This window comes from Rhizobium sp. BT03 (assembly GCF_030053155.1).
Classification (GTDB): Bacteria; Pseudomonadota; Alphaproteobacteria; order Rhizobiales; family Rhizobiaceae; genus Rhizobium.
The window spans coordinates 2,558,033-2,570,516 of sequence record NZ_CP125640.1 but is presented as its reverse complement, the minus strand read 5'-3'; the positions used below and the strand labels follow the sequence as shown (position 1 = coordinate 2,570,516).

Sequence of the window (12,484 nt, the reverse complement as noted above, 5' to 3'; positions counted from 1 at the left end):
TCTCCCCCACGGGTGGGGAGATTACAAGTGGCCAAACCTTTGCATCCGTCTGTCGTTTCACCGGGCTGTGACGCCAGTTGTTTGGGGAAGCCAGCGAGCCCAGCCAATCTCCCCACCTGTGGGGGAGATGCCCGGCAGGGCAGAGGGGGACGGCTACGGCACGCCCTTTCCTAGGTCAGAAAATCTCAAAACAACGGCAGCCGGTCGTCCTGAATCAAAATCTCCAGCTTGTCCGAGACATCCTGCGCCCAGGCGCGGTGTCCGGTCAAAGCCGCCGGGAACAATCCGGGCAGGGTGAAGAGAGCCGCCGAAATCGCCGGGCCGGTGCGCGGGACATCGGCGATCAGCGCCGCGATTTCCGCGGCCCGGGGATCGCGCAGCTCGAAGCGCTCGCCATTGCCGTGTTCGCCGATCGCATAGCGCATCCAGGCCGCCACGGCGATCGCATAGGTCTCCGCCCGGTCGCCATGCGCCAGCGCCTCGCAGGCCGGTTCCAGCAGCCGCTGCGGCAGTTTCTGGGTGCCGTCCATGGCGATCTGATAGGTGCGATGGGCGATCGCCTTATTTGCAAAGCGTGCTATCAATTCATTGGCATAGTCGTCGAGATCGATGCCGGGAACGGGATCAAGCGTTCTCGCCGCTGCATGCATATGGCGGTAGGCAAGCGCTGCCAAGGCAGCATCGTCCATCACGTCGCGGATGAATTCATAGCCGCCGATATAACCGAGATAGGCGAGCAGCGAATGGGCGCCGTTCAGCATCCGGAGCTTCATCTTCTCATAGGCCGAGACGTCTTCGACCATCAGCGCGCCGCGCACCTTTTCCCAGGCCGGCCGGCCATTGGCGAAATGGTCTTCGATGACCCATTGCGTAAAGGGCTCGGTCTCGATCGCCGCCATATCCGTGCGGCCGGTCAGCCGCTCGGCATCGGCGTAGGTCGCGTCGGTGCTGGCCGGCGTGATGCGATCGACCATCGTCGAAGGGAAGGGCACATTCGCTTCGATCCAGCGGTGCAGATCGGCATCGATACGGGAGGTGAATTCGAGCACCAGGCGTTTCAAAACAGCGCCGTTGCTCGGCAGGTTGTCGCAGCTGAGCGGCGTAAAGGGTGCGATGCCCTTCTGCCGCCGGCGCGCAAGGCCTTCGACGAGATAGCCGATGACGCCGCGCGGCGCATGCCGGTTGGCGAGGTCGGCGACGATATCGGGATGTTTGAGGTCGAGGCCGCCGGTTGCGGGATCGAAACCATAGGCCTTTTCCGTCACCGTCATGCTGACGATGCGGATATCGGGATCTTCGAGCCGCGCCAGCAGGCCGGCCGGATCGCGCGGCGCCACATGCGCCTTCAGGATCGAGCCGATCACCTCGCCCGTCGTTCCCGAGGTGTCACGGATCAACGTCGTATAAAGCCCGTTCTGGGCACTCAGATTGTCGGCGACATCGGCGGTGCGCAGGCTTGCCACCTCGATACCCCAGTCGCCGCCGTCGGCTGCGAGCGCGCCATCCGTAAACGGCGCGAAATGCGCGCGAAAAAAGGCGCCGGGACCCAGATGCAGGATGCCGCTTTTCAGCCGGCTGCGGTCATAGGCGGGAAGCTTCGCCGTCGGGGCGAGGCCGGAAAGGGTCTGCAGTCGTTCGCTCACAGCTTGTAGGCCTTCTTCGCATTGCCATAGGAAAGTTCGCCCGCCACGATCGCGGCATCGCTCTCGGAAATCCGGTGCTCGGCGGCAAGGCCGGCGAGGAAGCGGCAGACTTCGCGGCGCCAGACATCATGCCGCGCCGGGATCGAAAGCAGCGCCCGCGTATCGTCATTGAAACCGGCCATATTGGCGAAGCCTGCCGTTTCCACCACCTGGTCGAGATAGCGGCGGATGCCGAGCGGGCTGTCGTGGAACCACCAGGGCGGGCCGATCATCAGGCAGGGCCAATGGCCGACCATCGGCGCCATTTCGCGCGCATAGGTCGTCTCGTCGAGGGTGAAGAGCAGCACCCGCAGCCCCGGCGCATGGCCGTATCTGGAAAGCAGCGCATTGAGGCCGCCGACCCAGTCGGTGCGGGTCGGAATATCGGCGCCCATATTCGGGCCGCGCGTCGCAAACAGCCCGCTGTCGGTGTTGCGCCGCGACCCCGCATGGATCTGCATGACCATGCCGTCCTCGGCCGAAAGCCCGGCCATCTCGGTCATCATCTGGCCGCGGAAGAGTTCCGCCTCCGCAGCCGACAGCGGCCCCCTCAGCGCCTTGTCGAGCAGCGCCTGCTTTTCCGCAAGCGGCAGATCGGCGGTGAAGGCTGTGGGCACGCCGTGATCGGTCGCGGTGGCGCCGAACTGGCGGAAATAGGCGCGCCGGCGCCGGTGCGCCTCGATCAGGCCCTCCCAGCGCGTCACGTCAGCGCCGGTGATCTCGCCGAACTTGATGAGATTATCGCGGAAGCCGACCGCATCCGGATCGGTGACGCTGTCCGGCCGGTAGGTGGTGCGCACCTTGCCGATCCAGCCGTCGGCGGCCATCTTCTGATGATGCGTCAGCGGGTCAAGCGCGCCCTCCGTCGTCGCGATCGTTTCGATGCCGAATCGCTGATGCAGCGCCCGCGGGCGGAATTCGGGAAGGGCAAGCTGAGCATTGATATGGTCGTAGAGCGCATCGGCATTGTCTGATGTCAGCGGCTCGGTGCAGCCGAGCACGGCCGACATGGCGTGGTCGACCCAGAGGCTCGACGGCGTTCCGCGGAAGAGATGATAATGCTTGGCAAAGGTTCGCCAGATCGTCCGCCCCGCAGCCACCGGCTTGCCGTCGAGCCTGGGAACGCCGAGCTCGTCCAAGGGAACGCCGACGCTGTGCAGCATCCGGAAGAGATAGTGATCGGGGATGACCAGCAGCGAGGCCGCATCTTCGAAGGGCTTGTCGTCGGCGAACCAGGCGGGTTCGGTATGCCCGTGCGGGCTGACGATCGGCAGATTGCGCACCGTCTCGTAGAGGTCGCGCGCAATGGTCCGTGTTGCCGGGTCGGCCGGAAAGAGCCGGTCCGGATGAAGAAAGCTGTTTCCTGCATCCATCAGTATTCCTCCCTGATGGATAAGGGCCTACCCCACAACATCAGGCGCGGCAAGGTCTTTTAGTAACCAGATGGTTCGGTTTTTGCGCACCGCTGCGCCGGCCCTCGAAAGCATTGACGAAGCGGCCTATTTCCGCTTTGGGAGAAGCATCTGTACTGCCGGTTTCGGCAAAGGAGGATCGATGTCCGACGAGACGAACCGCATCACCCGTCTGGAGGAAATGCTGGCCTATCAGGCAAAGACGATCGAGGAGCTTTCCGATCAGCTTGCCGAACAATGGAAGATCGTCGAGCAGATGCGCACCAAGCTCGACCGGCTCACCGAACGCTTCCTGTCGCTCGAGGAGCAGTCGCTGGAAGCGCCGGGTATCACCCGCCCGCCGCATTATTGACGGCACGCGGGGGATACCGCGTGCCCGGTTTTCCCGGCTGACGGATCAGACGCCGCCGATGCAGAGATATTTCATTTCCAGATAGTCGTCGGCGCCGTGGCGTGAGCCCTCGCGGCCGAGGCCGGATTGCTTGATGCCGCCGAAGGGCGCGGTCTCGGAGGACATGATGCCGGTGTTGATGCCGATCATGCCATATTCCAGCGCTTCGGCCACCCGCCAGACCTTCTTCAGGTCGCCGGCATAGAAATAGGCGGCAAGGCCGAATTCCGTATCATTGGCTTGAGCGATGACATCCTCGGCCGTCTCGAAACGGAAGAGCGGCGCCACCGGCCCGAAGGTTTCCTCGCGCGCCACCTTCATGCCGCGAACAACACCGGTCAGCACCGTCGGGGCAAAGAAGGTGCCGGCGCCGTCGATGCGTTTGCCGCCGGTCAGCACCTTGGCGCCCTTGGCCAGCGCGTCGCCGACATGGTCTTCCACCTTGGCAAGGCCCTGCTCATCGATCAGCGGCCCGATCTCGACGCCGGCCTGAAAGCCGTCGCCGACCGACATTGCGGCGACCCTGGCGGCAAGCTTGGCCGCGAAGGCGTCATAGACGCTCGACTGGATGTAGAGACGGTTGGCACAAACGCAGGTCTGGCCGGCATTGCGGTATTTGGAGGCGATCGCGCCCTCGACCGCGGCGTCGAGATCGGCATCGTCGAAGACGATGAACGGCGCGTTGCCGCCGAGCTCCAGGCTCACCTTCTTGATCTGGTCGGCGCATTGCCGCATCAGGATGCGGCCGACCTCCGTCGAGCCGGTGAAGCTGATCTTGCGCACCTTGTCGTTGCCGCACAGCTCACGGCCGATCGCCGGGCCGTCGACGCCGACGATGAGGTTGAAGACGCCTGAGGGAATGCCGGCCTGTTCGGCGAGCACGGCAAGGGCGATTGCCGTCAGCGGCGTCTGCTCGGCCGGCTTCGACACCACAGTGCAGCCGACGGCCAGCGCCGGTGCAATCTTGCGGGCAATCATCGCCGCCGGGAAATTCCACGGCGTGATCGTGCCGACGACGCCGACCGGCTGCCTGATGACGATCATGCGCTTGTCATCGGAAGGTGCCGGGATCGTCTCGCCATAGATGCGCTTGGCTTCTTCGGCGTACCATTCGACATAGGACGCCGCATAGAGGATTTCGCCGCGCGCTTCGGCGAACGGCTTGCCCATTTCGGCGGTCAGGATTGCGGCGAGTTCGTCGGCATTGGCGACCATCAGGTCGAACCATTTGCGCAGGATCGCGCTGCGCTCCTTGGCCGGGCGGGCAGCCCAGGCCGGCTGGGCGGCATAGGCCGCATCGATCGCCGCCCGCGTCTCGGCAGCCCCCATATCGGGCAGCGAAGCGAGCAGTTCTCCCGTTGCCGGGTTGAGCACGTCGAAAGTCCCAGTGGCATTGCCTGAGGTCCAGGCGCCGTTGATGTAGCCGGCGTCGCGCAGCAAGGGAGAAGAGAAGGGAACGTGTTTCGTCAGTGCGGTGGTGAAAGCCATGTCATATCCTTATTGGGAACGCGGCTGCCGGCGCGGGCAGCCGTGGAATGCGGGTTCCGGTGCGGTCACTTGCCCGCAGTCGCTTCCAGCATTGAAGCTTCGAGAATGTCGAGCGCCTCGCCGAGCACCTCGTCTTGGATGGTGATCGGTGCGAGGAAGCGGATAACGTTGCCGTGGACACCGCAGGTGAGCAGGATCAGCCCCTTGTCGAGCGCGATTAGCCGCACCCGGTTGGCGAAGTCGGCACTCGGCAATCCTGTCTTCGGGTCGTTGAATTCGACGGCATTCATGAAGCCCGGCCCGCGGATATCGGCGATCTCGGGCACCGTCTCGCGCAGCGATTCCAGCCGCTGTTTCAGCCGCCCGCCGAGCTGGTTGGCGCGGTTGCAGAGATCCTCGTCGGCGATGACGTCAAGCACGGCGTGGGCGGCGGCGATGCCGATCGGGTTGCCGCCATATGTGCCGCCGAGCCCGCCCGGTCCGGGCGCGTCCATGATCTCGGCGCGGCCGGTGACGGCGGCGAGCGGAAAGCCGCCGGCAAGGCTCTTCGCCATCGTCGTGAGATCCGCCGCCACCTCGTGATGATCCATGGCGAACATCCTGCCGGTGCGGGCAAAGCCGGTCTGCACCTCGTCGGCGATCAAGAGCATGCCGTGCTGGTCGCAGAGTTCACGCAGCGCCTTCATGAAGGCGGCGGGTGCGGCGTAGAAACCGCCTTCACCCTGCACCGGCTCGATGATGATGGCCGCCACCCGCTGCGGATCGACATCGGCGGCAAAAAGCTTCTTCAGCGCCGCCATTGACTGATCGGCGGTGACGCCGTGCAGCTCGACCGGGAAGGGGATATGGAAGACATCGCCCGGCATGGCGCCGAAGCCAACCTTATAGGGCACGACCTTGCCGGTCAGCGCCATGCCCATGAAGGTTCGGCCGTGGAAGCCACCACCAAAGGCGATGACGGCCGAGCGGCCGGTGGCCGCACGGGCGATCTTGACGGCGTTTTCGACCGCTTCGGCGCCTGTTGTGACGAAGATCGTCTTCTTCTCGAAGTCACCCGGCACCAGCGCGTTCAGCCGTTCGGCAAGACTGACGTAGTTTTCATAGGGCACCACCTGATGGCAGGTATGGGTAAAGCGGTCGAGCTGATCCCTGACCGCCGCAATCACCCGGGGATGGCGGTGGCCGGTGTTGAGAACGGCGATGCCGGCGGCGAAATCGATGTAGCGGCGGCCTTCCTTGTCCCAGATCTCGGCATTCTCCGCACGATCGGCATAGATCTGGGTGGTCATGCCGACGCCGCGTGAAATGGCGGCGTTCTTCCGGTCCGTAAGGCTCGTCGCGGTCATTGATGCGCTCCTATCTGAAGGGGTTGAAATTATCTTGTATAAGTTCTGCAAGATATTTATAAAACTCCTACATTTTTCCTGCAAGAAAACAAGTGGGATTTTTTGCTTCAAACATCACGCTTTTTGATAAATGCTCGGGAGCGATTGGAATCGGGGATGTTGGCGGATGAACGATAACGGGCCGGTACGCTACAAGGTGGCGGAGGCCGCACGGCTGGCGGGCGTTTCGGCCTCGACGCTGCGTCTGTGGGAAAGCCAGGGTCTGGTGGTTCCCGGCCGTTCGCAAACCGGTCATCGCCAGTACAGCGCCGACGACGTGGCGCGCCTGAAGCGCATCTCCTGGTATCGGGTCGAGCGCGGCCTCAATCCCGCGGCCATCCGCGAGGCGTTGGAGGGCGAGGAACCGTCCGCCGACGGCGCCGAGGCAAACCAGGCCACCGGCCTCGGCCGCAAGCTGCGCAGCCTGCGCCACGCGAGCGGCAAGACGCTGGAACAGGTGGCCGGCGATATCGGCATCACCGCTTCGACGCTCTCGACGCTGGAGCGCACCTCGCAGGGCGTCGGTTTCAAGACGCTGCACGATCTCGCCGAGTATTACGGCACCACCGTCTCCCGCCTCTCCGGCGAAGAAAGCGGCGAGGTGCCGGTCATGGTGCGTGCCGGGGAATGGCGCAGCTGGCCGGAAACGACACCTGGGGTCGCCGTGCAGCTTCTTGCCGAAGGCCCAAGGATGATGGATTGCCATCGTTTCGTGCTGGCGCCGGGTGCTGCCAGCGAGGGCGCCTATCGCCACGAGGGCGAGGAATTCATGCATGTCCTGTCCGGCCGGCTCGAACTGGTGCTCGACAGCGATCAGTTCTTCGATCTCGGCCCGGGCGATTCGCTCTATTTCGAAAGCCGCCGCTACCATTCCTGGCGCAACCGCCATGACGGCGAAACCGTCCTGCTCTGGATCAACACGCCGCCGACATTCTGAACCACCGCCAGAGGAAGCGGTTTCGCATTTTGCGGCTTTGCGCTATAGCGCTAAAACACGATCTCAGGCCGGTTCAGCCTGACATCTTAGGGAAAGACAGTCTCATGGCCGCCACCATACGTTATCACGAAGGCGACATATCAGCGGCCGATGCCGCCCGCTACACCGGCGCGGTCGCCATCGACACCGAAACGCTCGGCCTGGTGCCGCGCCGGGACCGGCTCTGCGTCGTCCAGCTTTCGCCGGGTGACGGCACCGCCGACGTCATCCGCATCGCCGCCGGCCAGAAAGAGGCCCCCAATCTCGTCGCCCTGCTCGAAGATCCCACCCATCAGAAGATCTTCCATTACGGCCGCTTCGATATCGCCGTGCTCTTCCACACCTTCGGCGTCACGACGACGCCGGTGTTCTGCACCAAGATCGCCTCGCGCCTGATCCGCACCTATACGGATCGGCACGGCCTCAAGGACAATCTCAAGGAGATGCTCGACGTCGATATCTCCAAGGCGCAGCAATCGTCCGACTGGGCGGCTGAGACGCTGTCTCCGGCCCAGCTCGAATATGCCGCTTCCGATGTGCTTTATCTCCACGCGCTGCGTGACAAGCTGACGGAACGCCTGCTTCGCGACGGCCGGTTCGACCATGCGACGGCCTGCTTCGCATTCCTGCCGACCCGCGCCAAGCTCGACCTGCTCGGCTGGGAAGAGGCCGATATCTTCGCCCATAGCTGAGTAAATCGCCTGCGGCACGCATGAAAACAAAGATCGTGGATCGGCGTGTCCGCGGCGTTAGCGATTCGTTAACGCCTCTTTCCTAAAATTCCCGTTAATATTTATGCATTTCGATGACGCCGGTATTGCGTCATGCGGACAGGAGGATCTGCTGGGATGCAAGGGGGCCGGATGAGCGCGGTCCTTTTATGGAGCCTGCTTTCATCGTCACTTTGCGAAAGGAGCATGCCATGTTGACTCCCGTTCGTGCAGCGTCCAATGCAAGCTTTTCGTCCCAAGGCCAGACTGCGGCGATCGTCGCCGGCGGCCTCGGCCGTTCTGTGATTGCGCCAGCGCCCGTCAACCCCGTCGAAGCCGCCGACCTGAATTCCGCCATTGCCGGCAAACTCAATATCCTGCTTCTTGCCGCCCGCGAGCGCATGGTCGAAGCCCTTTTCGACGCGATCGATGCGGCCGGCCGCGCGATCTCGCTGGATCGCGGCGAGGACGAGACCAATCTCGCCTTCGCCGCCCGGCTTGCCGATGCCATCCAGCGGCTGCCGGCTGCCAGGATCGACGAGGTCGAGCGCCAACTCACGGAGCAAGGCCACAGCCTGCCGCTTCGGATGATCGCCGCAGCCCTGAAGAATCCCGCAGGTCCGGAAGCAGCCCGCATCGTCGCCTATCTGGAAATTGTCCGCTACAAGGATCGCGATCTCGCCGCCCGTGCCGTCGTGCGCTCCTATGGCCAGAACGACGCTTCGCCGATACGCACTGAGGCCCGGCCGGAAATCCAGCTGCACGAGGATCATGCGTCTGCCGCCATGCGCCAGCCGGCAGACAAGCCGTCCGCGCCGGCGAGTTCGCTGATAGAGACCGCGGCTTCGGCGACCGCCGAGGAAGCGATAATCGCCGAGGCCGTGGACGCTGCCGATCCGGAAGCGCCGCGGCCCGAAAACCGGGCTCAATCGGCAGCGGCAAGCGCGGCCGCGCCGGAAGAATCCGAGCCGCGGGAGATCGACGCCGCGCCAGCCTTGCCGGCCCAAGCCGCAGCGGCCGAGGACGCGCGGGAAATGCCGGAGGCGCCTGCGATCCAGCCTCGCGCCATGTCGGGAAAAGGCGATCCCGTCATTCCCAGGAATTGGACGGGAATTGTCGCCTCTATGACCGAAGAGGTCTCCGAGATGATCGTCACCATCATCCGCGAGCAGGACGTCGAGGCCGTGCCGGAGGATGGCCGTGTCGAAGCGGCCGTGGAGATCGATGCGATCCTCGACGAAGCCGTCATCAGCGATGCGACCGAAACCTTGACCAGGCAGCCGGCGGACCTCGCAGCAGCCGATGCGCGCCCGCCTGCAGCGCCGCGCCCGTCGCCGGCGGAAACGGAGATCGTGGCCGCGGCTGCCCGCCAGCCGAAAGAGACCGATGCGCCACCGCCGATGATGCCGATTTCCGAGACGGTCGAGGCTGCCTATATCCCGCTCGCGGCAAGGATGCCGGAGGGACTTGCCTATACGCAGCTGCCTTATCAGTTCGCCAAGGATGTCCCGTCGAACGAGAACGCTGGTGAAACCAGCCACCAGCATCAGCACCACCACGATGGGGCGCCGCCGGATCAGCAGCAAGGGGATCAGCAGCAGGCGCAGTCCGGCGACGGGGATGCCGCGGCCGATGCTGAAGCGGCGAATGCTGCGCCTCAGCGCAGGACGCCGAGAATGATCGATGCCGAGCCGACGCCTTATCAGTCGGGCGCGGGCGCCGACCCTGTTTATGCGCTCTATCAGCGCATGGTCGGCTGGGAGTAACTTTTTATCGCCTGAAAATGAAGAACCCGCCGGATCGCTCCGGCGGGTTCTTCAATTCAAAGGCGGATGCGAGGCTTATTCGCCGCCGCGGTTCTTGAGCGCTGCGCCCAGGATGTCGCCGAGCGAAGCGCCGCTGTCGGACGAACCGAACTGGGCAACAGCTTCCTTCTCTTCCGCAATCTCCAGAGCCTTGATGGACAGCATGATCTTGCGGTCCTTCTTGGAGAAGTTGGTGACGCGGGCATCGAACACCTGGCCGACCGAGAAGCGCTCGGGGCGCTGTTCGTCGCGGTCGCGGGCGAGGTCGGCGCGACGGATGAAGGAAGTGATGTCCTCGTGGTTGACGAGCTTCACTTCGACGCCGCCGTCGTTGACTGCGATGACTTCGCAGGAAACGACTGCATTCTTGCGCAGGTCGCCCGATGCAGCGGCGTCGCCGACCGCATCCTTGCCGAGCTGCTTGATGCCGAGCGAGATGCGTTCCTTCTCGACATCGACGTCGAGAACGACGGCCTTGACGACGTCACCCTTGTTGAACTCCTCGATGACCTGTTCGCCCGGACGGTTCCAGTCGAGGTCGGAGAGGTGCACCATGCCGTCGACATCGCCGTCGAGGCCGATGAACAGGCCGAATTCGGTCTTGTTCTTGACTTCGCCTTCGACTTCAGTGCCGGCCGGATGGCTGCGGGCGAATGCTGCCCACGGGTTTTCCAGCGTCTGCTTGAGGCCGAGCGAGATACGGCGCTTGGACGGATCGACTTCGAGAACGACGACTTCGACTTCCTGGCTGGTGGACAGGATCTTGCCGGGGTGAACGTTCTTCTTGGTCCAGGACATTTCCGAGATATGGATCAGGCCTTCGATGCCCGGCTCCAGCTCGACGAACGCACCGTAGTCGGTGATGTTGGTGACGGTACCGGAGATCTTCTTGCCTTCCGGATACTTGGCCTGGATGCCATCCCACGGATCGCTCTCGAGCTGCTTCATGCCGAGCGAGATGCGGTGGGTTTCCTGGTTGATGCGGATGATCTGAACCTTGACCTGCTGGCCGATGTTCAGGATTTCCGACGGATGGTTCACACGGCGCCATGCCATGTCGGTGACGTGCAGCAGGCCGTCGATGCCGCCGAGGTCGACGAACGCACCGTAATCGGTGATGTTCTTGACGACGCCGTCGACAACCTGGCCTTCTTCGAGGTTCTGAACGATTTCAGAACGCTGCTCGGCGCGGGATTCTTCCAGGACCGTACGGCGCGAAACCACGATGTTGCCGCGGCGCTTGTCCATCTTGAGGATTTCGAAGGGCTGCGGGTTGTGCATCAGCGGCGTGACGTCGCGGATCGGGCGGATGTCGACCTGAGAACGCGGCAGGAAGGCGATCGCACCGTCGAGGTCGACCGTGAAGCCGCCCTTGACCTGGTTGAAGATCACGCCTTCGACGCGCTCGCCGGCTTCGAACTTGGCTTCGAGCTTGACCCAGCTTTCTTCGCGGCGAGCCTTCTCGCGCGACAGAACGGCTTCGCCGAGCGCGTTTTCGATGCGCTCAACGTAAACTTCGACTTCATCGCCAACCTTGAGCTGGCCATCCTTGGCGCGGGCGCCGAATTCCTTGAGCGCGATGCGGCCTTCGACCTTCAGGCCGACGTCAACAACGGCGACATCCTTTTCGATGCCCGTGACGATGCCCTTGGTGACATAGCCTTCGGCCAGATCGTTCTTGGCAAAGGACTCTTCGAGAAGGGCCGCGAAATCCTCGCGAGAGGGAGTTGCTACTGACATAAAATCTCCTGCGTGTCCTGGATAGGGAAGCGGACACGTATGCGCCGGTTGGTTTGCGTTGAACGGGCCTGAACCCAGTCCGCCCTCTTTCACGAAGGCAATCCGGCGCTTGGACGGAATTTCAGGCTGCTGTATTAAAAGCGATCCATGCGTCTGAGCATGCAAAATCGCTTGAATTTAGGCATTTCGGTTCAAGACCGCATCGATGACCGATTGAGCGGCTTGAAACGCGGCCTCTATACTCATTTCCGACGTATCAAGCAAGTGCGCATCGACTGCTGGTTTCAAAGGGCTGTCGGCCCGTCCCATGTCGCGTTCGTCGCGCCGCTTGACGTCCTCGAAAATCGCATCGAAATCGGCCGTCGCCCCCTTGCCGAGGATCTCGTCGTAACGGCGTCTGGCGCGCACCTCCGGCGTTGCCGTCACATAGAGCTTGACCGGCGCATCCGGGCAGACGACCGTGCCGATATCGCGCCCGTCGAGCACGGTTCCCGGCGCCTTCGTCGCAAATCGCCGCTGTGCCTCCACAAGCGCCCGGCGCACCGCCGGCATGACGGCTATTGTCGAGGCGGCTTCGCCGATCTCATGTTTGGAAAGTATATCGCGATCCAATCCGGCGAGTTCAACCTCCCGCGCGATCTTTTCGGCCACCGCCTCGTCATCGAGCGGCAGGCCGGCGTCGAGCAGCGCCTTGGCCGTGGCGCGATAGGTCAGGCCGGTATCGAGATGATGAAAGCCGTATTGCTTGGCGATGCGGCGCGAAAGCGTGCCCTTGCCGGCCGCCGCCGGGCCATCGATGGCGATGGTGAAAGTCTTGGTGCTCATCTGTCAATCCTGGGGCAACTGGCTCAAAGGCGGCGGCGCGGTGCCATGCACGGCGTAATCCCTTGTAAAG

General features: G+C 63.5%; 10 protein-coding genes. 4 read left to right on the top strand and 6 right to left on the bottom strand.

The window, feature by feature from the left end; genetic code table 11:
- Positions 1-185 precede the first annotated feature (185 nt).
- Entirely contained in the window at positions 186-1,643 is a 1,458-nt protein-coding gene (locus tag QMO80_RS12705; protein WP_283196913.1) for a mannitol dehydrogenase family protein, read from the bottom strand.
- On the bottom strand, positions 1,640-3,055 hold the full coding sequence (uxaC, locus tag QMO80_RS12700; RefSeq protein ID WP_283196912.1) for a glucuronate isomerase: 1,416 nt from the start codon (positions 3,053-3,055) through the stop codon (positions 1,640-1,642). Before uxaC ends, QMO80_RS12705 begins: the two co-directional genes overlap by 4 nt.
- 181 nt (positions 3,056-3,236) lie before the next feature.
- On the opposite strand from uxaC, the gene QMO80_RS12695 reads away from it, so the two are divergent.
- Positions 3,237-3,446, top strand: a complete 210-nt coding sequence (locus QMO80_RS12695; protein ID WP_064681619.1) for a SlyX family protein — start codon at positions 3,237-3,239, stop codon at positions 3,444-3,446.
- Between the two features lie 45 nt (positions 3,447-3,491).
- On the opposite strand, the gene QMO80_RS12690 is transcribed toward QMO80_RS12695, so the two are convergent.
- Positions 3,492-4,973 (bottom strand): NAD-dependent succinate-semialdehyde dehydrogenase, encoded by a 1,482-nt coding sequence (locus tag QMO80_RS12690; RefSeq protein ID WP_283196911.1) that lies wholly within the window; start codon positions 4,971-4,973, stop codon positions 3,492-3,494.
- A gap of 65 nt (positions 4,974-5,038) precedes the next feature.
- A complete protein-coding gene (locus QMO80_RS12685; protein WP_283196910.1) occupies positions 5,039-6,319 on the bottom strand; it encodes a 4-aminobutyrate--2-oxoglutarate transaminase in 1,281 nt (426 codons plus the stop codon).
- A 166-nt stretch (positions 6,320-6,485) separates the two neighbouring features.
- Here QMO80_RS12685 and QMO80_RS12680 point away from each other — a divergent pair, with 166 nt between their 5' ends.
- From QMO80_RS12680 to QMO80_RS12670, 3 genes are all read left to right on the top strand, one after another.
- Positions 6,486-7,295, top strand: a complete 810-nt coding sequence (locus QMO80_RS12680) for a MerR family transcriptional regulator (RefSeq protein ID WP_283196909.1) — start codon at positions 6,486-6,488, stop codon at positions 7,293-7,295.
- Between the two features lie 104 nt (positions 7,296-7,399).
- On the top strand, positions 7,400-8,026 hold the full coding sequence (locus QMO80_RS12675) for a ribonuclease D (RefSeq protein WP_283196908.1): 627 nt from the start codon (positions 7,400-7,402) through the stop codon (positions 8,024-8,026).
- Positions 8,027-8,256: 230 nt separating this feature from the next.
- A complete protein-coding gene (locus QMO80_RS12670) occupies positions 8,257-9,810 on the top strand; it encodes a hypothetical protein (RefSeq protein ID WP_283196907.1) in 1,554 nt (517 codons plus the stop codon).
- A 75-nt stretch (positions 9,811-9,885) separates the two neighbouring features.
- Here QMO80_RS12670 and rpsA read toward each other — a convergent pair whose 3' ends face one another.
- Positions 9,886-11,589, bottom strand: a complete 1,704-nt coding sequence (rpsA, locus tag QMO80_RS12665) for a 30S ribosomal protein S1 (RefSeq protein ID WP_003571265.1) — start codon at positions 11,587-11,589, stop codon at positions 9,886-9,888.
- Between the two features lie 177 nt (positions 11,590-11,766).
- Positions 11,767-12,414: a (d)CMP kinase gene (gene cmk, locus QMO80_RS12660; RefSeq protein WP_283196906.1), complete on the bottom strand. Its 648-nt coding sequence runs from the start codon at positions 12,412-12,414 to the stop codon at positions 11,767-11,769.
- Between the last annotated feature and the right edge of the window lie 70 nt (positions 12,415-12,484).